The 23,719-nt window shown below is 26.8% G+C and carries 18 protein-coding genes and 1 tRNA gene; 13 read left to right on the top strand and 6 right to left on the bottom strand.

Features of this window, described 5'->3' with window-relative positions:
* The first annotated feature begins 215 nt into the window (after nt 1-215).
* The 3 genes from NLO413_RS00730 (at nt 216) to NLO413_RS00720 (ending at nt 4,066) form a co-directional block, all read left to right on the top strand.
* Entirely contained in the window at nt 216-824 is a 609-nt protein-coding gene (locus tag NLO413_RS00730) for a hypothetical protein (protein ID WP_045808651.1), read from the top strand.
* Between the two features lie 1,029 nt (nt 825-1,853).
* The gene (locus tag NLO413_RS00725; RefSeq protein ID WP_045808650.1) at nt 1,854-2,465 is read left to right on the top strand and encodes a hypothetical protein; all 612 of its coding nucleotides are present in this window, start codon (nt 1,854-1,856) and stop codon (nt 2,463-2,465) included.
* 989 nt (nt 2,466-3,454) lie between these two features.
* On the top strand, nt 3,455-4,066 hold the full coding sequence (locus NLO413_RS00720) for a hypothetical protein (protein ID WP_045808649.1): 612 nt from the start codon (nt 3,455-3,457) through the stop codon (nt 4,064-4,066).
* A 64-nt stretch (nt 4,067-4,130) separates the two neighbouring features.
* On the opposite strand, the gene NLO413_RS04950 is transcribed toward NLO413_RS00720, so the two are convergent.
* The gene (locus NLO413_RS04950) at nt 4,131-4,259 is read right to left on the bottom strand and encodes a hypothetical protein (protein ID WP_269744820.1); all 129 of its coding nucleotides are present in this window, start codon (nt 4,257-4,259) and stop codon (nt 4,131-4,133) included.
* A 141-nt stretch (nt 4,260-4,400) separates the two neighbouring features.
* Between NLO413_RS04950 and NLO413_RS00715 the strand changes: the two genes are divergently transcribed.
* The 9 genes from NLO413_RS00715 to NLO413_RS00675 all read left to right on the top strand — a co-directional run bounded on the left by NLO413_RS00715 (nt 4,401) and on the right by NLO413_RS00675 (nt 16,106).
* Complete coding sequence (locus NLO413_RS00715) at nt 4,401-5,012, top strand: hypothetical protein (RefSeq protein WP_045808648.1); 612 nt, start codon at nt 4,401-4,403, stop codon at nt 5,010-5,012.
* An 872-nt stretch (nt 5,013-5,884) separates the two neighbouring features.
* Nucleotides 5,885-6,496: a hypothetical protein gene (locus tag NLO413_RS00710; protein WP_045808647.1), complete on the top strand. Its 612-nt coding sequence runs from the start codon at nt 5,885-5,887 to the stop codon at nt 6,494-6,496.
* A gap of 891 nt (nt 6,497-7,387) precedes the next feature.
* Nucleotides 7,388-7,999, top strand: coding sequence for a hypothetical protein (locus NLO413_RS00705; RefSeq protein ID WP_045808646.1), 612 nt, complete (start codon nt 7,388-7,390; stop codon nt 7,997-7,999).
* A gap of 834 nt (nt 8,000-8,833) precedes the next feature.
* The gene (locus tag NLO413_RS00700; protein ID WP_045808645.1) at nt 8,834-9,439 is read left to right on the top strand and encodes a hypothetical protein; all 606 of its coding nucleotides are present in this window, start codon (nt 8,834-8,836) and stop codon (nt 9,437-9,439) included.
* Nucleotides 9,440-10,034: 595 nt separating this feature from the next.
* A complete protein-coding gene (locus NLO413_RS00695) occupies nt 10,035-10,646 on the top strand; it encodes a hypothetical protein (RefSeq protein WP_045808644.1) in 612 nt (203 codons plus the stop codon).
* A gap of 894 nt (nt 10,647-11,540) precedes the next feature.
* Nucleotides 11,541-12,152, top strand: coding sequence for a hypothetical protein (locus NLO413_RS00690; RefSeq protein WP_045808643.1), 612 nt, complete (start codon nt 11,541-11,543; stop codon nt 12,150-12,152).
* Nucleotides 12,153-12,899: 747 nt separating this feature from the next.
* Entirely contained in the window at nt 12,900-13,511 is a 612-nt protein-coding gene (locus tag NLO413_RS00685) for a hypothetical protein (RefSeq protein WP_045808642.1), read from the top strand.
* Between the two features lie 830 nt (nt 13,512-14,341).
* Nucleotides 14,342-14,956 carry a hypothetical protein gene (locus tag NLO413_RS00680; protein WP_045808641.1) on the top strand — a complete coding sequence of 205 codons (615 nt, stop codon included), beginning with the start codon at nt 14,342-14,344 and terminating at the stop codon, nt 14,954-14,956.
* A gap of 343 nt (nt 14,957-15,299) precedes the next feature.
* Complete coding sequence (locus NLO413_RS00675; protein WP_045808640.1) at nt 15,300-16,106, top strand: hypothetical protein; 807 nt, start codon at nt 15,300-15,302, stop codon at nt 16,104-16,106.
* 186 nt (nt 16,107-16,292) lie between these two features.
* Here the strand turns inward: NLO413_RS00675 and gatA are convergent, their stop codons facing one another.
* From gatA to NLO413_RS00650, 5 genes are all read right to left on the bottom strand, one after another.
* Nucleotides 16,293-17,759, bottom strand: coding sequence for an Asp-tRNA(Asn)/Glu-tRNA(Gln) amidotransferase subunit GatA (gene gatA / locus NLO413_RS00670; RefSeq protein ID WP_045808639.1), 1,467 nt, complete (start codon nt 17,757-17,759; stop codon nt 16,293-16,295).
* Between the two features lie 1,445 nt (nt 17,760-19,204).
* Nucleotides 19,205-19,867 (bottom strand): fructose-6-phosphate aldolase, encoded by a 663-nt coding sequence (fsa, locus tag NLO413_RS00665; protein ID WP_045808638.1) that lies wholly within the window; start codon nt 19,865-19,867, stop codon nt 19,205-19,207.
* The gene (locus NLO413_RS00660) at nt 19,851-20,255 is read right to left on the bottom strand and encodes a hypothetical protein (protein ID WP_045808637.1); all 405 of its coding nucleotides are present in this window, start codon (nt 20,253-20,255) and stop codon (nt 19,851-19,853) included. Before NLO413_RS00660 ends, fsa begins: the two co-directional genes overlap by 17 nt.
* A 2-nt stretch (nt 20,256-20,257) precedes the next feature.
* Complete coding sequence (gene atpD, locus NLO413_RS00655; protein ID WP_458692771.1) at nt 20,258-21,697, bottom strand: F0F1 ATP synthase subunit beta; 1,440 nt, start codon at nt 21,695-21,697, stop codon at nt 20,258-20,260.
* A gap of 152 nt (nt 21,698-21,849) precedes the next feature.
* Nucleotides 21,850-21,932 (bottom strand) — tRNA-Leu (locus tag NLO413_RS00650).
* A gap of 285 nt (nt 21,933-22,217) precedes the next feature.
* Here NLO413_RS00650 and mgtE point away from each other — a divergent pair.
* On the top strand, nt 22,218-23,564 hold the full coding sequence (gene mgtE, locus NLO413_RS00645) for a magnesium transporter (RefSeq protein ID WP_045808635.1): 1,347 nt from the start codon (nt 22,218-22,220) through the stop codon (nt 23,562-23,564).
* Nucleotides 23,565-23,719 lie beyond the last annotated feature (155 nt).

Genomic DNA, 23,719 nt, shown 5'->3' with positions numbered 1-23,719 from the left:
TATTATGTAATTTAGCTCACAAACATATCATTGAGTTAATTAACTAAATAATTATCTTAAGAACAAATTGCATAAATATCTAATTAAGTAAAATTATTTGATTTTAATATATGATAACTTTATCTAATTTAACTTATAAGCGCATGTTGCGTAATCATACAAGTCATGATATACTGTATAAGTATATAATTTAAGAAAATTATTTGGTGTTTAATATGATGGCGTTATCTAATTTAGCTTATGAGCGTATTATTGAGTTAATTATAAATAACTATTTTAAATATGATGTAACATATAATACGACCAAACTTCAAGAAGTGCATAATACTCTAAGAAAATTTTTTAGTAAAATTGATGCTGAACACATTACCACACATATTGCAAAAACAGTACATAAACGTGTATTTTTTAATACTCTAAACTTGGTTGCCTATAGTGCTAAATTTTTTAACATAATAAAAGAATCTCTTGAATATATTGGCAGTAGATTAAGAGGAATTTATTACACAAGTAACAACTTACAAGAGTATTTACAAAGATCTTTTATTGTGACTACATCCTATAAAATAGTCGTGCGCATAGGCATTTATCATGACTTAAAAGATAAATACAATAAAGAAACTATAAATGCACTTTCTAAAAAGTTACTTACATTTTTCGATAAGCAAGTTTATACTCAACACTTTCATCATGTAGTTCTCCAAGATGTCATTCAAGTTATTAACATTTTCAATACAACTAGACAATCAAATGAAGGATTAATTTCTATAAAAGAAGCCTGTAGAATTGTTAATAATAAAACACAATCCCCTCCTACTCATTAACATTAGTGTAAAGCACAAGTTTCTAAAGTATAAACGTACTGTAGTAATGTTAATTTGTACTTCGTTATGTTAATAGCTCTACATGTTGTTTTATAGAAATTAATCCTTCATTTGATTGTCTACTTGTATTGAAAATATCAATAGCATTTCTTACTTTACAAAGATATTGATAACGCATTTTATATGAGTATCATCTTTATCAATATTATAGAAGAATACTATCAAGAATTTTGCATATTTATCATAATTTACACACATTAATCTTATGTTCGGATATTAATCCCTTGCCTAAAATATAATCATACTCAAAAAGTTATAAATAAATTCTACAATAAGCTACTTATGTATGCTTATCAGAAAATATAAAAGCAACATCTTAAATAAAATAGTTCTCAAAGATGCTATTCAAGCATTAACATCTGCAATATAACTAAACAATTAATAGAAGCTTATCATTTCTATAATGGATCATAAAACAATATAAAGCCCTGAATTCTTTATTAGAAAGCTTATAATATAAAACTTTTACATAGGTTAAGGTTTTTTGCTATTGTACAAGAAGCTACTCAAGTTGCAAACTATATATAGTGCATTCTTACCCTCTACGCATACTACACAAATGTCACTGGAACAACTTCTATAGCATAACAAATACATTTTATGTAATGGATAATTTTTACTACTTAAATACCGATAATATATATTCTGTAAAACCGTTAAAAAGCAATCAAATGATTTTTTATACAAAAATATCTATATAAACCTCAAAAATATATTATTACTCATTAAGTTACCTAATTTTTAAATATACGAAGTATTACGTAATTTAGCTTACAAACATATCATTGAGTTAATTAACAAATAATCATCTTAAGAACAAATTGCATAAATATCTAATTAAGTAAAATTATTTGATTTTAATATATGATAACTTTATCTAATTTAACTTATAAGCGCATGTTGTGTAATTATACAAGTAATGATATACTGTATAAGTATATAATTTAAGAAAATTATTTGGTGTTTAATATGATGGCGTTATCTAATTTAGCTTATGAGCGTGTTATTGAGTTAATTATAAATAACTATTTTAAATATGATGTAACATATAATACGACCAAACTTCAAGAAGTGCATAATACTCTAAGAAAATTTTTTAGTAAAATTGATGCTGAACACATTACCACACATATTGCAAAAACAGTACATAAACGTATATTTTTTAATACTCTAAACTTGATTGCCTATAGTGCTGACTTTTTTAACATAATAAAAGAATCTCTTGAATATATTGGCAGTAGATTAAGAGGAATTTATTACACAAGTAACAACTTACAAGAGTATTTACAAAGATCTTTTATTGTGACTACATCCTATAAACTAGTCGTGTACAAGGGCATTCATTATAACTTAAAAAATAAATACACTAAAGAAACTATAAACAAACTTTCTAAAAAGTTACTTGCATTTCTCGATAAGCAAGTTTATACACAACACTTTCGTCATATAGTTCTCCAAGATGCCATTCAAGCTACTAACATTTTCAATACAACTAGGCAATCAAATGAAGGATTCATTTCTATAAAAGAAGCCTGTAGCATTGTTAATAATAAAACGCAATCCCCCCCCCCTACTCATTAACATTAGTGTACAGCACAAATTTCTAAGTATAAACGTACTGTAGTAATGTTACTTTGTACTTCGTTATGTTAATAGCTCTACATGTTGTTTTATAGAAATTAATCCTTCATTTGATTGCCTAGTTGTATTGAAAATATCAATAGCATTTCTTACCTTGCAAAATCAATATTATAGAAGAATACTATCAAGAATTTTGCATATTTATCATAATTTACACACATTAATCTTATGTTCGGATATTAATCCCTTATCTAAAATATAATCATACTCAAAAAGTTATAAATAAATTCTACAATAAGCTACTTATGTGTGCTTATCAGAAAATATAAAAGTAACATCTTAAATCAAATAGTTCTCAAAGATGCTATTCAAGCATTAACATCTGCAATATAACTAAACAATTAATGGAAGCTTATCATTTCTATAATGGATCATAAAACAATATAAAGCCCTGAATTCTTTATTAGAAAGCTTATAATATAAAACTTACATAGGTTAAGGTTTTTTGCTATTGTACAAGAAGCTACTCAAGTTGCAAACTATATATAGTGCATTCTTACCCTCTACGCATACTACACAAATGTCACTGGAACAACTTCTATAGCATAACAAATACATTTTATGTAATGGATAATTTTTACTACTTAAATACCGATAATATATATTCTGTAAAACCGTTAAAAAGCAATCAAATGATCTTTTATACAAAAATATCTATATAAACCTCAAAAATATATTATTACTCATTAAGTTACCTAATTTTTAAATATACGAAGTATTACGTAATTTAGCTCACAAACATATCATTGAGTTAATTAACAAATAATTATCTTAAGAACAAATTGCATAAATATCTAATTAAGTAAAATTATTTGATTTTAATATATATAACTTTATCTAAGTTAACTTATAAGCGCATGTTGTGTAATTATACAAGTAATGATATACTGTATAAGTATATAATTTAAGAAAATTATTTGGTGTTTAATATGATGGCGTTATCTAATTTAGCTTATGAGCGTATTATTGAGTTAATTATAAATAACTATTTTAAATATGATGTAACATATAATACGACCAAACTTCAAGAAGTGCATAATACTCTAAGAAAATTTTTTAGTAAAATTGATGCTGAACACATTACCACACATATTGCAAAAACAGTACATAAACGTATATTTTTTAATACTCTAAACTTGATTGCCTATAGTGCTGACTTTTTTAACATAATAAAAGAATCCCTTGAATATATTGGCAGTAGATTAAGAGGAATTTATGCTACAAGTAACAACTTACAAGAGTATTTTAAAAGATCTTTTATTGTGACTACAACCTATAAACTAGTCGTATACGTGGGCATTCATTATGACTTAAAAGATAAATACAGTAAAGAAATTATAAATGAACTTTCTAAAAAGTTACTTACATTTCTCGATAAGCAAGTTTATACACAACACTTTCGTTATATAGTTCTCCAAGATGCCATTCAAGCTACTAACATTTTCAATACAACTAGACAATCAAATGAAGGTTTAATTTCTATAAAAGAAGCCTGTAGCATTGTTAATAATAAAACGCAATCCCCCCCCCCTACTCATTAACATTAGTGTAAAGCACAAATTTCTAAAGTATAAACGTACTGTAGTAATGTTAATTTGTACTTCGTTATGTTAATAGCTCTACACGTTGTTTTATAGAAATGAATCCTTCATTTGATTGTCTAGTTGTATTGAAAATATCAATAGCATTTCTTACCTTGTAAAGATATTGATAACGCATTTTTATGAGTATCATCAATATCTAATTAAGTAAAATTATTTGATTTTATATATGATAACTTTATCTAATTTAACTTATAAGCGCATGTTGTGTAATTATACAAGTAACTATATACTGTATAAGTATATAATTTAAGAAAATTATTTGGTGTTTAATATGATGTCGTTATCTAATTTAGCTTATGAGCGTATTATTGAGTTAATTATAAATAACTATTTTAAATATGATGTGACATATAATACGACCAAACTTCAAGAAGTGCATAATACTCTAAGAAAATTTTTTAGTAAAATTGACACTGAACACATTACCACACATATTGCAAAAACAGTACATAAGCGTATATTTTTTAATACTCTAAACTTGGTTGCCTATAGTGCTAAATTTTTTAACATAATAAAAGAATCTCTTAAATATATGGGCAGTAGATTAAGAGAAATTTATTACACAAGTAACAACTTACAAGAGTATTTACAAAGATCTTTTATTGTGACTACATCCTATAAAATAATCGTGCGCATAGGCATTTATAATGACTTAAAAGATAAATACAATAAAGAAACTATAAATGCACTTTCTAAAAAGTTACTTACATTTTTCGATAAGCAAGTTTATACACAACACTTTCATCATATAGTTCTCCAAGATGCCATTCAAGCTATTAACATTTTCAATACAACTAGACAATCAAATGAAGGTTTAATTTCTATAAAAGAAGCCTGTAGCATTGTTAATAATAAAACGCAATCCCCCCCCCCTACTCATTAACATTAGTGTACGCATTTTATATAAGTATCATCTTTATCAATATTATAGAAGAATACTATCAAGAATTTTGCATATTTATCATAATTTACACACATTAATCTTATGTTCGGATATTAATCCCTTATCTAAAATATAATCATACTCAAAAAGTTATAAATAAATTCTACAATAAGCTACTTATGTGTGCTTATCAGAAAATATAAAAGCAACATCTTAAATAAAATAGTTCTCAAAGATGCTATTCAAGCATTAACATCTGCAATATAATTAACAATTAATGGAAGCTTATCATTTCTATAAATAAAGTATGTAAAATTGTTAACATAATGGATCATAAAACAATATAAATAAAGCCTGAATTCTTTATTAGAAAGCTTATAATATAAAACTTTTACATAGGTTAAGGTTTTTTGCTATTGTACAAGAAGCTACTCAAGTTGCATAACTATATATAGTGCATTCTCACCCTATACGCATACTACACAAATATCACCGGAACAACTTCTATAGCATAACAAATGCATTTTATGTAATGGATAATTTTTACTACTTAAATACCGATAATATATATTCTGCAAAACCGTTAAAAAGCAATCAAAATAAACCTCAAAAATATATTATTACTAATTAAGTTACCTAATTTTTCAATATACGGAAGTATTACGTAATTTAGCTCACAAACAGATCATTGAGTTAATTAACAAATAATTATCTTAAGAACAAATTACATAAATATCTAATTAAGTAAAATTATTTGATTTTAATATGTGATAACTTTATCTAAGTTAACTTATAAGCGCATGTTGCGTAATTATACAAGTAATGATATACTGTATAAGTATATAATTTAAGAAAATTATTTGGTGTTTAATATGATGGCGTTATCTAATTTAGCTTATGAGCGTATTATTGAGTTAATTATAAATAACTATTTTAAATATGATATAACATATAATACGACCAAACTTCAAGAAGTGCATAATACTCTAAGAAAATGTTTTAGTAAAATTGATGCTGAACACATTACCACACATATTGCAAAAACAGTACATAAACGTGTATTTTTTAACACTCTAAACTTGGTTGCCTATAGTGCTAAATTTTTTAATATAATAAAAGAATCTCTTGAATATATGGGCAGTAGATTAAGAGGAATTTATTACACAAGTAACAACTTACAAGAGTATTTACAAAGATCTTTTATTGAGACTACATCCTATAAAATAATCGTGCGCATAGGCATTTATAATGACTTAAAAGATAAATACAATAAAGAAACTATAAATGAACTTTCTAAAAAGTTACTTACATTTTTCGATAAGCAAGTTTATACACAACACTTTCATCATATAGTTCTCCAAGATGCCATTCAAGCTATTAACATTTTCAATACAACTAGACAATCAAATGAAGGTTTAATTTCTATAAAAGAAGCCTGTAGCATTGTTAATAATAAAACGCAATCCCCCCCCCCTACTCATTAACATTAGTGTACGCATTTTATATAAGTATCATCTTTATCAATATTATAGAAGAATACTATCAAGAATTTTGCATATTTATCATAATTTACACACATTAATCTTATGTTCGGATATTAATCCCTTATCTAAAATATAATCATACTCAAAAAGTTATAAATAAATTCTACAATAAGCTACTTATGTGTGCTTATCAGAAAATATAAAAGCAACATCTTAAATAAAATAGTTCTCAAAGATGCTATTCAAGCATTAACATCTGCAATATAACTAAACAATTAATGGAAGCTTATCATTTCTATAGAAGTATGTAAAATTGTTAACATAATGGATCATAAAACAATATAAAGCCCTGAATTCTTTATTAGAAAGCTTATAATATAAAACTTTTACATAGGTTAAGGTTTTTTGCTATTGTACAAGAAGCTACTCAAGTTGCATAACTATATATAGTGCATTCTCACCCTCTACGCATACTACACAAATGTCACTGGAACAACTTCTATAGCATAACAAATACATTTTATGTAATGGATAATTTTTACTACTTAAATACCGATAATATATATTCTGTAAAACCGTTAAAAAGCAATCAAATGATCTTTTATACAAAAATATCTATATAAACCTCAAAAATATATTATTACTCATTAAGTTACCTAATTTTTAAATATACGAAGTATTACGTAATTTAGCTCACAAACATATCATTGAGTTAATTAACAAATAATTATCTTAAGAACAAATTGCATAAATATCTAATTAAGTAAAATTATTTGATTTTAATATATGATAACTTTATCTAATTTAACTTATAAGCGCATGTTGTGTAATTATACAAGTAATGATATACTGTATAAGTATATAATTTAAGAAAATTATTTGGTGTTTAATATGATGGCGTTATCTAATTTAGCTTATGAGCGTGTTATTGAGTTAATTATAAATAACTATTTTAAATATGATGTAACATATAATACGACCAAACTTCAAGAAGTGCATAATACTCTAAGAAAATTTTTTAGTAAAATTAATGCTGAACACATTACCACACATATTGCAAAAACAGTACATAAACGTATATTTTTTAATACTCTAAACTTGATTGCCTATAGTGCTGACCTTTTTAACATAATAAAAGAATCTCTTGAATATATGGACAGTAGATTAAGAGGAATTTATGCTACAAGTAACAACTTACAAGAGTATTTACAAGAATTTTTTATTGTGACTACAACCTATAAAATAGTCGTGTCCATGGGCATTCATTATGACTTAAAAGATAAATACACTCAAGAAACTATAAACGAACTTTCTAAAAAGTTACTTGCATTTCTCGATAAGCAAGTTTATACACAACACTTTCGTCATATAGTTCTCCAAGATGCCATTCAAGCTACTAACATTTTCAATACCACTAGGCAATCAAATGAAGGATTCATTTCTATAAAAGAAGCCTGTAGAATTGTTAATAATAAAACGCAATCCCCCCCCCCTAATCATTAACATTAGTGTACGCATTTTATATGCGTATCATCTTATCAATATTATAGAAGAATACTATTAAGAATTTTGCATATTTATCATAATTTATACACATTAATCTTATGTTCGGATATTAATCCCTTATCTAAAATATAATCATACTCAAAAAGTTATAAATAAATTCTACAATAAGCTACTTATGTGTGCTTATCAAAAAATATAAAAGCAACATCTTAAATCAAATAGTTCTCAAAGATGCTATTCAAGCATTAACATCTGCAATATAACTAAACAATTAATGGAAGCTTATCATTTCTATAAATAAAGTATGTAAAATTGTTAACATAATGGATCATAAAACAATATAAAGCCCTGAATTCTTTATTAGAAAGCTTATAATATAAAACTTACATAGGTTTAAGGTTTTTTGCTATTGTACAAATTGTACAAGAAGCTACTCAAGTTGCAAACTATATTGCATTCTCACACTCTACGCATACTACACAAATGTCACTGGAACAACTTCTATAGCATAACAAATGCATTTTATGTAATGGATAATTTTTACTACTTAAATACCGATAATATATATTCTGTAAAACCGTTAAAAAGCAATCAAATGATCTTTTATACAAAAATATCTACATAAACCTCAAAAATATATTATTACTCATTAAGTTACCTAATTTTTAAATATACGAAGTATTACGTAATTTAGCTTACAAACATATCAATTATTTGATTTTAATATATGATAACTTTATCTAATGTAACTTATAAGCGCATGTTGTGTAATTATACAAGTAATGATATACTGTATAAGTATATAATTAAGAAAATTATTTGGTGTTTAATATGATGGCGTTATCTAATTTAGCTTATGAGCGTACTATTGAGTTAATTATAAATAACTATTTTAAATATGATGTAACATATAATACAACCAAACTTCAAGAAGTGCATAATACTCTAAGAAAATTTTTTAGTAAAATTAATGCTGAACACATTACCACACATATTGCAAAAACAGTACATAAACGTGTATTTTTCAATACTTTAAACTTGATTGCCTATAGTGCTGAATTTTTTAACATAATAAAAGAATTTGATATTGGCAGTAGATTAAGAGAAATTTATGCTACAAGTAACAACTTACAAGAGTATTTTCAAAGATCTTTTATTTTGACTATAAACTATAAACTAGTCGTGTACGTGGGCATTCATTATGACTTAAAAGATAAATACAGTAAAGAAATTATAAGTGAACTTTCTAAAAAGTTACTTGCATTTCTCGATAAGCAAGTTTATACACAACACTTTCGTCATATAGTTCTCCAAGATGCCATTCAAGCTACTAACATTTTCAATACAACTAGACAATCAAATGAAGGATTCATTTCTATAAAAGAAGCCTGTAGAATTGTTAATAATAAAACGCAATCCCCCCCCCCTACTCATTAACATTAGTGTACGCATTTTATATAAGTATCATCTTTATCAATATTATAGAAGAATACTATCAAGAATTTTGCATATTTATCATAATTTACACACATTAATCTTATGTTCGGATATTAATCCCTTATCTAAAATATAATCATACTCAAAAAGTTATAAATAAATTCTACAATAAGCTACTTATGTGTGCTTATCAGAAAATATAAAAGCAACATCTTAAACAAATAGTCCTCAAAGATGCTATTCAAGCATTAACATCTGCAATATAACTAAACAATTAATGGAAGCTTATCATTTCTATAGAAGTATGTAAAATTGTTAACATAATGGATCATAAAACAATATAAAGCCCTTGAATTTACCTAATTTTTAAATATACGAAGTATTACGTAATTTAGCTCACAAACATATCATTGAATTAATTAACAAATAATTATCTTAAGAACAAATTGCATAAATATCTAATTAAGTAAAATTATTTGATTTTAATATATGATAACTTTATCTAAGTTAACTTATAAGCGCATGTTGCGTAATTATACAAGTAATGATATACTGTATAAGCATATAATTTAAGAAAATTATTTGGTGTTTTAATATGATGGCGTTATCTAATTTAGCTTATGAGCGTATTATTGAGTTAATTATAAATAACTATTTTAAATATGATATAACATATAATACGACCAAACTTCAAGAAGTGCATAATACTCTAAGAAAATTTTTTAGTAAAATTGATGCTGAACACATTACCACACATATTGCAAAAACAGTACATAAACGTGTATTTTTTAACACTCTAAACTTGATTGCCTATAGTGCTGACTTTTTTAACATAATAAAAGAATCTCTTGAATATATGGGCAGTAGATTAAGAGGAATTTATGCTACAAGTAACAACTTACAAGAGTATTTACAAAGATCTTTTATTGTGACTACATCCTATAAAATAGTCGTATACGCAAGCATTCATTATGACTTAAAAGATAAATACACTAAAGAAGCTATAAATGAACTTTCTAAAAAGTTACTTACATTTCTCGATAAGCAAGTTTATACACAACACTTTCGTCATATAGTTCTCCAAGATGCCATTCAAGCTATTAACATTTTCAATACAACTAGACAATCAAATGAAGGATTCATTTCTATAAAAGAAGCCTGTAGAATTGTTAATAATAAAACGCAATCCCCCCCCCCTACTCATTAACATTAGTGTACGCATTTTAATGCGTATCATCTTTATCAATATTATAGAAGAATACTATCAAGAATTTTGCATATTTATCATAATTTACACACATTAATCTTATGTTCGGATATTAATCCCTTGCCTAAAATATAATCATACTCAAAAAGTTATAAATAAATTCTACAATAAGCTACTTATGTGTGCTTATCAGAAAATATAAAAGTAACATCTTAAATCAAATAGTTCTCAAAGATGCTATTCAAGCATTAACATCTGCAATATAACTAAACAATTAATGGAAGCTTATCATTTCTATAAATAAAGTATGTAAAATTGTTAACATAATGGATCATAAAACAATATAAATAAAGCCTGAATTCTTTATTAGAAAGCTTATAATATAAAACTTTTACATAGGTTAAGGTTTTTTGCTATTGTACAAGAAGCTACTCAAGTTGCAAACTATATATAGTGCATTCTTACCCTCTACGCATACTACACAAATGTCACTGGAACAACTTCTATAGCATAACAAATACATTTTATGTAATGGATAATTTTTACTACTTAAATACCGATAATATATATTCTGTAAAACCGTTAAAAAGCAATCAAATGATCTTTTATACAAAAATATCTATATAAACCTCAAAAATATATTATTACTCATTAAGTTACCTAATTTTTAAATATACGAAGTATTACGTAATTTAGCTCACAAACATATCATTGAGTTAATTAACAAATAATTATCTTAAGAACAAATTGCATAAATATCTAATTAAGTAAAATTATTTGATTTTAATATATATAACTTTATCTAAGTTAACTTATAAGCGCATGTTGTGTAATTATACAAGTAATGATATACTGTATAAGTATATAATTTAAGAAAATTATTTGGTGTTTAATATGATGGCGTTATCTAATTTAGCTTATGAGCGTATTATTGAGTTAATTATAAATAACTATTTTAAATATGATGTAACATATAATACGACCAAACTTCAAGAAGTGCATAATACTTTAAGAAAATTTTTTAGTAAAATTAATGCTGAACACATTACCACACATATTGCAAAAACAGTACATAAACGTATATTTTTTAATACTCTAAACTTGATTGCCTATAGTGCTGACTTTTTTAACATAATAAAAGAATCTCTTGAATATATGGACAGTAGATTAAGAGGAATTTATGCTACAAGTAACAACTTACAAGAGTATTTACAAGAATCTTTTATTGTGACTACAACCTATAAAATAGTCGTGTCCATGGGCATTCATTATGACTTAAAAGATAAATACACTCAAGAAACTATAAACGAACTTTCTAAAAAGTTACTTGCATTTCTCGATAAGCAAGTTTATACACAACACTTTCGTCATATAGTTCTCCAAGATGCCATTCAAGCTACTAACATTTTCAATACCACTAGGCAATCAAATGAAGGATTCATTTCTATAAAAGAAGCCTGTAGAATTGTTAATAATAAAACGCAATCCCCCCCCCCTACTCATTAACATTAGTGTACGCATTTTATATAAGTATCATCTTTATCAATATTATAGAAGAATACTATCAAGAATTTTGCATATTTATCATAATTTACACACATTAATCTTATGTTCGGATATTAATCCCTTATCTAAAATATAATCATACTCAAAAAGTTATAAATAAATTCTACAATAAGCTACTTATGTGTGCTTATCAGAAAATATAAAAGCAACATCTTAAACAAATAGTCCTCAAAGATGCTATTCAAGCATTAACATCTGCAATATAACTAAACAATTAATGGAAGCTTATAATATAAAACTTTTACATAGGTTAAGGTTTTTTGCTATTGTACAAGAAGCTACTCAAGTTGCATAACTATATATAGTGCATTCTCACCCTCTACGCATACTACACAAATGTCACTGGAACAATTTCTATAGCATAACAAATGCATTTTATGTAATGGATAATTTTTACTACTTAAATACCGATAATATATATTCTATAAAACCGTTAAAAAGCAATCAAATGATCTTTTATACAAAAATATCTACATAAGCCTCAAAAATATATTATTACTCATTAAGTTACCTAATTTTTAAATATACGGCGAAGTATTACGTAATTTAGCTTACAAACTATCAATTATTTGATTTTAATATATGATAACTTTATCTAATTTAACTTATAAGCGCATGTTGCGTAATTATACAAGTAATGATATACTGTATAAGTATATAATTTAAGAAAATTATTTGGTGTTTAATATGATGGCATTATCTAATTTAGCTTATGAGCGTATTATTGAGTTAATTATAAATAACTATTTTAAATATGATGTAACATATAATACGACCAAACTTCAAGAAGTGCATAATACTCTAAGAAAATTTTTTAGTAAAATTGATGCTGAACACATTACCACACATATTGCAAAAACAGTACATAAACGTGTATTTTTTAATACTCTAAACTTGGTTGCCTATAGTGCTGAATTTTTTAATATAATAAAAGAATCTCTTGAATATATTGGCAGTAGATTAAGAGGAATTTATGCTACAAGTAACAACTTACAAGAGTATTTACAAAGATCTTTTATTGTGACTACAAACTATAAACTAGTCGTGTACGCGAGCATTTATTATGACTTAAAAGATAAATACAATAAAGAAACTATAAATGAACTTTCTAAAAAGTTACTTACATTTCTCGATAAGCAAGTTTATACACAACACTTTCATCATATAGTTCTCCAAGATGCCATTCAAGCTACTAACATTTTCAATACCACTAAGCAATCAAATGAAGGTTTAATTTCTATAAAAGAAGCCTGTAGAATTGTTAATAATAAAACGCAATCCCCCCCCCCTACTCATTAACATTAGTGTACGCATTTTATATAAGTATCATCTTTATCAATATTATAGAAGAATACTATCAAGAATTTTGCATATTTATCATAATTTACACACATTAATCTTATGTTCGGATATTAATCCCTTATCTAAAATATAACCATACTCAAAAAGTTATAAATAAATTATACAATACGCTACTTATGTGTGCTTATCAGAAAATATAAAGGCAACATCTTAAATCAAATAGTTCTCAAAGATGCTATTCAAGCATTAACATCTGCAATATAACTAAACAATTAATGGAAGCTATTTCTATAGAAGTATGTAAAATTGTTAACATAATGGATCATAAAACAATATAAAGCCCTGAATTCTTTATTAGAAATCTTTATTAGAAAGCTTATAATATAAAACTTACATAGGTTAAGGTTTTTTGCTATTGTACAAGAAGCTACTCAAGTTGAAAACTATAGTGCATTCTCACCCTCTACGCATACTACACAAATGTCACTGGAACAACTTCTATAGCATAACAAATACATTTTATGTAATGGATAATTTTTACTACTTAAATACCGATAATATATATTCTGTAAAACCGTTAAAAAGCAATCAAATGATCTTTTATACAAAAATATCTATATAAACCTCAAAAATATATTATTACTCATTAAGTTACCTAATTTTAAATATACGAAGTATTACGTAATTTAGCTTACAAACTATCAATTATTTGATTTTAATATATGATAACTTTATCTAATTTAACTTATAAGCGCATGTTGCGTAATTATACAAGTAATGATATACTGTATAGGTATATAATTTAAGAAAATTATTTGGTGTTTAATATGATGACGTTATCTAATTTAGCTTATGAGCGTATTATTGAGTTAATTATAAATAACTATTTTAAATATGATGTAACATATAATGCAAACAAACTTCAAGAAGTGCATAATACTCTAAGAAAATTTTTTAGTAAAATTGATGCTGAACACATTACCACACATATTGCAAAAACAGTACATAAACGTGTATTTTTTAATACTCTAAACTTGATTGCCTATAGTGCTAACTTTTTTAACATAATAAAAGACTATCTTGAATATATTGGCAGTAGATTAAGAGGAATTTATTATATAAATAACAACTTACAAGAGTATTTACAAAGATCTTTTATTGTGACTACATCCTATAAAATAGTCGTGCGCATAGGCATTTATAATGACTTAAAAGATAAATACAATAAAGAAACTATAAATGAACTTTCTAAAAAGTTACTTACATTTCTCGATAAGCAAGTTTATACACAACACTTTCGTCATATAGTTCTCAAAGATGCCATTCAAGCTACTAACATTTTCAATACAACTAGGCAATCAAATGAAGGATTTATTTCTATAAAAGAAGTCTGTAGCATTGTTAATAATAAAACGCAATCCCCCCCCCCCTCTACTCATTAACATTAGTGTAAAGCACAAATTTCTAAGTATAAACGTACTGTAGTAATGTTAATTTGTACTTCGTTATGTTAATAGCTCTACATGTTGTTTTATAGAAATGAATCCTTCATTTGATTGCCAGTTGTATTGAAAATATCAATAGCATTTCTTACAACGGTGAGGTCAAAATACTACATATTTGCATAAGCAAACATAAGTTACTTATTAAAATAACTTATCTATAATTTTAAAATATAAAGCTATTAAATTACTATTTATACAAGTATTATCATATAATAATTGTAAATATCTTAAATAATTGTTATTAATACTATTAATAATCAAATATATTGGTTTTAAATATATGATAACATTATCTAATTTAGCTTATAAACACATTACCGAGTTAATTATAAATAATTATTTCAAACATGATGTAAAATATAATACAACTAAGATTATAAAAATTCATGATACTTTAAGAGAATTTCTTTGCAAAGATGACGCTGAGTATATTGCTACGTTTATTGCAAAAACAATACATAAACGCATATTTGGTAGTACAATAGCTGCAACTGCTTATTTAGCTTATATTTGCAATACAATAAAACACTCCGCTAAAGATATTGGCGATGGAATACGGGCATCTTATGATTTAAGTAGTAACATGCAAGAATATTATCAACAAATTAACACATTTCTTGTATTTTATTCATTAGCCATATTGAACAATATTAATACTTATCTACAAAATAATTATACTCAAGAAATTTCGACAGTTAACATCAAAAATGAACTCTCCAATAAGTTATTTAATTTCGTTCATAAACAAATATACAAACAATGCTTTCTCAAAATAGTTCTAACAGATGCTATTAAAGCTACTAATATTTTTAATACAACTAAACAATTAAATGGGGGTTTACCTTTCATTTCCATAAAAAAGATCTGTAAAATTGTTAGCATTATGGATATTTACGTACAAGATATAGCCATTAACTCTATATGGGAGCATTTACATAGGAAAAAATTTATTACTATTGCACAAGATGCCGCTAAAATTGCTCATAGCAAATATAATGCATTCTCACCTTCTACTCATGTTACAATGCATAACGTCACCAAAGCAAGTTCTAAGGGACAAATGCATTTTAATAGTACACAATTGTAACTAAACTCTCTTTTAAATACACTTATATTATATATTTCTATTATTAATGTAAAAAGCTATCACATAGCTTGTGATACAAATGAATTATTACACCATCAAATAAAGATGTGAACTCAATTAGTAATAAAAAAAGTTTATCACTTTTCTTAGAAATTGCTCTTCATTATAATATTTCTCATGCAAATATCATGCTGTTGCTAATGTAACTACATTTTCTATATAAGATTTTTGAATGATACTTGCAACGTTTAATATACCACCCTCATCATAATAATTACCAATTATTTGTAAAGCTAAAGGCAGCTTATTTTTAGATAACCCAGCTGGTACAGATATTGCAGGAAGTCCTGCTAAGTTTACGGATACAGTGAAAATATCACTTGCATACATATCTAAAATATCAGGTTTATCATCAATTTCAAAAGCTTCATTTGGAGTAGTAGGAGTAAGTATATAATCCACTTTTTCAAATGCTTTTACAAAATCTTGCATAATTAAATATCGAATACGCTGTGCTTTGTCATAGTAAGCATCATAATACCCAGAAGATAATACATAAGCTCCCATTAATATTCGTGTTTTAACTTCTTGCCCCATATTTAAACTCCTAGTAAGTTCATACATGTCATTCAAATTATTAGATAATACTCTAGTACCATATTTGACCCCATCATAGCGTGCAAGATTTGACGATGCTTCTGATGACGATATAATATAGTACACAGGTAATGAATACTGAGAGTGAGGTAAACTAATGTCAATAATTTCAGCTCCACAATTTTGTAAATATTGTATATTTTGCTGCCATATTTTTATAATATCTTCATGGTGCTGAAAAATCTGATATTCTGCAGGAATACCTATACGTTTTCCTTGTACATTATTAGTAATTTGATTTACAAAATTTGGAACCGGTACTTTGGAAGAAGTGGAATCTTTGTAATCATATCCACACACTGTTTCCAACATTAAAGCCGCGTCTTCTACAGTACGAGTTAATACACCAGCCTGATCAAGAGAACTGGCAAACGAAATCATACCCCATCTAGAACATCTCCCATAAGTTGGTTTTATTCCTACTATTCCACAAAAGGCTGCGGGTTGACGAATTGACCCACCAGTATCACTACCAAGAGCCCCAGCACATAAAAACCCAGCTACTGCTGCACTTGATCCACCTGAAGATCCTCCTGGTACTAAATCTTTTTGATCTGATTTTTTCCATGGATTTTTTACTGGGCCAAAACAACTATTAATATTTGCAGAGCCCATTGCAAATTCATCCATGTTTAACTTTCCTAGCATTACAGCTCCATGCTGTAATAATCGATGAGAAACTGTTGATTCATACATAGGAATAAATTCTCGTAAAATATTAGAACAAGCAGTAGTTTTAATATTCTTTGTGCAAAATAAATCTTTAATTCCAACCGGAATACCTGCCATTGGACTTATAGTAGAACTATTACGCAACAAAGTATCGACTTTCTGTGCTGCTTCTAGCGCTATTTCAGGAGTTTTTGTAACAAATGCATTTAAATTATCATTTTCAACAGAATTAATATGTGCTTGTGTTAATTCCACAGCAGAAAAATCTTTATTTTTTAATCCCTGATGCATTTCTACAATAGATAACTTAAGTAGTTCTTTCATTTCAGCTTAAACATAATATACATTTAAGCAGGTTATCATACTTTGCTAGTAAGGCAATCGAATATTATAAGTTTATATATCAAGATGCTATTTTATAACTTATTAAATATATTAAGATAATAATTCACTTATTTAACATCAAGGATAAACATACTAAAAAAATTATGAATGAATTTCCTTATAATTTACTTGCGTTCTTGATCAGCAAATATACGAGCAGTTCTAAAATATATACTAAAGCCATTAATACTTGTAATACAACTAACAATTAATGAATAGTTACCTTTCCTTAAATAAACCAGCAAAATTGTTACAATATAGACAGTGAGCCATAAAGTGCAAACAGTTATTTAATGCAAATGTGATAAAAAATGATATAGAATTATTTAGATAATCAATATAAGTATTTCATCATCTAGATATTTAAAATATACAACTACTAACTAAATAGTGTTTAATTATTTAAGAAAAAATTCTTTCTGACAATGATGATAAGCACTTAACTATCCTTATTATAAACAAGCATATGGATAAGAAAATAATCCTAGTCACGTAAATACTACCTTACATCATTATATAAAGTTTTAATCATATTGAAATATTATTTATAATCAACTTGGTAATGTGTTTATAAGCTAAATTAGATAGTATTTCATATATTCAATCATTAATAATTAGTAATAACAATTTAGGATAATTAACAAATACTACATAATATCACTTTATTTGTATAAATAGTAATTTAATAGCTTTATATTTTAAAAATTATAGATAAATTATTCTAATAGGTAACTTATGTTTGCCTATAGCAAATATATAAAAAAAATACTTTAATCTCACCGTTGTAAGAAATGCATTAATATTTGCATACAACTAAATAATTAAATGAAGGATTTTTTCTATAAAAGAAACCTGTAGATCTGTTAACAGAATATATCATGAAGTATAAATTAATATTACTAATAGAAGTGCAGATAACTTTTAACCTAATGAATAGACAAATTCGTACTTCTATAGAGTAATGATACAGCAATCATATTCACAATTTTTCAAAAAATATTCTCATATTTTAACTTCACCATATCCACTTTAAAAGCAGCAAATATTCAGTATGTATAACGCTTACATATCAATTATGTTTCCGATATTCTCATAGTAGATAAGTTATATAAAAACCAACAATCTAAATAAATTATTTATTGCTACTACTTATTAAGGAGGTTTTACGACAAAATTAAAAAGAAAATCATATATTCCTTTTATACAATATATTTTACATTAACAATATAAGTACAAAAATGTATAAAATACATCCCCCATATTTTTTACAAGTAATATGAGTAAGTTTACATAAAAGATATTAAAACTAAAAACAAAATATTACGTACAACATACTAAAAAATAGCACTTAATCACTAAAACCATCTCTTATATAAATACCTAAATCACACTATTGCCTTACCAGACTTCTGCCAACTTTGCAGAAAGCTTTCTAGTCCAATATTTGTCAGGGGATGCATAAAAAGCTGCTTAAATATTACAGGAGGCATTGTAACTATATCAACACCTACCTTTGCAGCATTAACAACATGTAAAGGATTTCTTACAGACGCTGCTAAAACTTTCGTAGTAAAATTACTATATAGTGAATACACATTGCATATATCTTTAATTATAGCTAGTCCATCATAACTCAAATCATCTAACCTACCTATAAATGGAGAAACAAAATAAGCTCCAGCCTTTGCAGCTAATATCGCCTGTGCTACAGAAAAACATAATGTAACATTTACTTTTATATTATACTCACGAGATAAAATCTGACATGCACAAATACCATCATATGTCATTGGCAATTTTACTACTATATTACAGGAAATCTTTGCTAGTTTTAATCCTTCCTGTATCATACCTTTACAATGTGTTGAAATAACTTCAACACTTACAGGACCTTTTACTATATCGCATATCTTTGATATTAAATCACTGCACATTTCGCTACTTGACCTAGACAAAAGCATTGGATTTGTTGTAATACCATCTATTAACCCAGTTTTACTACACTCTTCGATACAATCTATATCAGCAGTATCAAGAAATATTTTCATTGTAATACCTACTCATAAACTTCAAGTCCTGATCTAAAATATCATATAAAAACTTATCATGAATAACATTAGAAATATTTTTCTCAAAAAGCTTCTGTACTTCTTTCAATTGTTTAATCTTATCTTTATTAAAAATAAATGCAATATCTGCTATAATATTACATTTATTATCACATATACTCAAAACAGCATTTGCAACTACAATAATAGTAGTAACACTAGATATATCTTTAAGCACTACATCCCCTGAGCATAAGCTCATAATAAATTTTTCATGATTCGGCATAATAACAAAATGTCCACCTTCAGTAGATGCAGCAATTGAGTAAATATCATTAAATATCATTTCATAATCTGGTGTTGTAAATTTCACAGTAACATTTTGCACACTTATACCACTCTATTCATTGATTCTGCTTTCTTAATAGCATCATCTATGCTACCTACCATATAAAATGCTGATTCAGGTAAATCATCATACTTCCCTTCCGCTAGCCCTTTAAACCCCTTAACTGTATCTTCTAGAGATACAAACTTACCAGGAGAGCCAGTAAACACTTCAGCAACATGAAAAGGCTGTGACAAAAACTTCTGTATTTTCCTTGCTCTTGCAACTAACAACTTATCATCCTCTGAAAGTTCATCCATACCAAGAATTGCTATTATATCCTGCAAAGATTTATAAGTCTGCAATATACACTGTATATCTTTTGCTACTTTATAATGCTCTTCTCCTACTACCTCTACAGAAAGAGCTTGAGATGTAGAATCCAATGGATCTACAGCAGGATATATACCAAGTTCAGAAATTTGCCTAGAAAGAACAGTAGTTGAATCAAGATGAGCAAAAGAAGTTGCAGGAGCTGGATCCGTTAAATCATCTGCAGGAACATATATTGCCTGTACTGATGTAATAGATCCTTTATAAGTTGAAGTAATTCTTTCTTGCATTGCACCCATTTCAGAAGCTAAAGTTGGTTGATATCCAACAGCAGAAGGAATTCTTCCCAATAAAGCTGATACTTCAGATCCAGATTGAGTAAACCTAAATATATTATCAATAAAAAATAAAACGTCTTGACCTTCGCTATCCCTAAAATACTCAGCCATTGTTAAAGCAGTTAAAGCAACTCTCATTCTAGCACCAGGTGGCTCATTCATTTGACCATATACCAATACTGCTTGAGATTTGTCAGGTTCATTGATATCTATTACTCCTGATTCTATCATTTCACGATACAAATCATTACCTTCACGAGTACGCTCACCAACTCCAGCAAAAACAGAAAACCCCTTATGAGCTTTTGCAATATTGTGAATAAGCTCCATAATTAATACCGTTTTTCCAACCCCAGCCCCACCAAATAATCCAACCTTTCCACCTTTTAAATAAGGAGCCAATAAATCTATAACTTTAATTCCGGTTGTTAGCACTTCTGTCGCAACTTTTTGATCAACTAATGCAGGAGGAGGCGAATATATAGAACGAGTAGAAGAATCTTGTGATGAAGAAAGATCACCATTACCGTCTATTGTATTACCTAATACATCAAAAACTCTACCTAAAACTTGCTTCCCAACAGGTACTGATATAGGATAACCTGTATCAAAAAATTCATCACCTCTAGATAATCCATCAGTACTTTCAATTGCTATACATCTTACCATGCATCCACTAATATGCTGTGCAACTTCTAATGTAATTTTTTTTCCATTATAATCTAGCTTACTCTTTAAAGCATTTAGTATTGCCGGAATTTGACCATCTTTAAATTTCAAATCTACAATTGCAGGCATAACCCTCACTACTACCCCAATAGCATTGGCCATATTTTGTTTTCGTACTTTTTTTTTCTCACTCATCAATACCCCACTAACCTATATTTAGTACAATACATAAAGCCCGAGATACTAAAAAATCTCAAAAAAATTATACCTAAAATTATAAAACTTACAACCATTAAGAACCTAATATTAGAATGTGCCCCTGGCCGGACTTGAACCAGCATATCTTTGCAGATAATAGATTTTGAGTCTACCGCGTCTACCATTTCGCCACAAGGGCTATTGAGATAATTACAAACAATTTTCATAAAGTCAATTTTAAATTCACAATCTTATATCAATAATATTATTTATACAGGCGTAAACTTATCTTTATAAATTTAAGTTTATCACTACTACTACAAATTACTAAGATTATAATTTACTGAAATACACCTATCATATTTTACTAAAATATAAATAAGTTAAGTCAGTATAAAATAAATTCCATCTATTAATTTTATTGAAATTAAATTCTGTTAAGTATAAATATGATAGCTACCAGTGTAATAAATATTTAAGAGTTATGTCAGACTATTTGTTAGAAGAAAAAATTAGCAACTCGCTAACTAAAGCACTCGAAGATAAGAATTCCATTGCTATAAAAAATATTATTGATAAAGTTGACAATGTTCAAATTGCCTATTTCTTAATTACCTCAACATATCAGTATCGTAAAGAATTATTACTTAATATTAATGATAAGTTACTATCAGAAACTTTTATACATCTTGTTCCTGAGTTACATCAAGAAATAATAGATATTATAAAAATAGAAAAATTCACTTCTTTAATTTCAGATCTTGATACAGAAGATATCATTACAATTATCGAAGGATTACACCAAGAAGAACAAACTCAAATTCTTAACTTACTCCCACACGATAAAGCTTTATTTATAAAAGAATTACTATCGTACCCTGAACAAAGTGCTGGAAGATTAATACATAAAGATATAACAATAGTTCCAGAACATTGGACCATTAGCCAATTAATAGATTTCTTATGCAATAGTGGAAAATCACATCATACATTTTATGAAATTTTTGTAATCAATTCTAAATTACAACCTATAGGAATCATAAGCCTAGATGTTATAATCCGTGCAAATAAACATCAACTTGTACAACAACTTATGAATACCGATATAAAAATTATAAAACCAGGTACAAAACAAGAAGAAGTATCAGAAATATTTAGAAAATACTCATTACTGTCTGCACCAGTAGTCAATAAAAAAGGTCATATTATTGGTTCAATCTTAATACATGATATTGTTAATGTTATACACCAAGAGGCTGAACAAGACGTATTACATCTTGGCATGGTTTCAAACAATGACATAAACTCTCCTTTATTTAAAACTGTTATTAAAAGACTGCCCTGGCTAGCTATTAACTTACTTACCTCCACTGTAAGCTCAATGGTAATCAATCTATTCAGTGAAACAATTAAACAGTTTGTAGTATTATCTGTAATTATGCCAATAATTGCATCAATGAGCGGCAACGCAGGGTTACAAGCATTAACTGTCACAATAAGAGCCTTAGCAACAAAACAACTAAATTATAGAAATTCTCATAGACTATTAATGAAAGAATTATGTGTAGGATTTTTTAATGGACTCGTATTAGCATCAATAGCATCAATCATCATAGTAATAAGGTTTCATAATATAACAATGGAAGTGTTATTTAGCATTTCAATGATAATTACATTTTCTATCGCTACTTTTTTAGGGGCAGCAATACCCATAGTTCTTAATTTTTTTAAATCCGACCCAACAGTATCATCATCTATAATAATATGTGCTGCCAGTGACACCATATCCTTTTTAATATTTTTAGGATTATCAACTGTATTTCTAATGTAAGACTAGCAACATTTTTACATAATTCACAGCTTTCTACTTTATTCCCAAGCATAAAATTCAGCATAACCATCTTAAACTTTTAATACTTACCATTGAAAATATTTTTTAAATTCATAATTAATAATATAATACAATACAAAAATAGCGTTTCAAAC

This window comes from Candidatus Neoehrlichia procyonis str. RAC413, assembly GCF_000964795.1.
GTDB lineage: Bacteria > Pseudomonadota > Alphaproteobacteria > Rickettsiales > Anaplasmataceae > Neoehrlichia > Neoehrlichia procyonis.
Note: the sequence above shows the minus strand (reverse complement) of the source record. Positions and strands in the feature narration are given on the sequence as shown.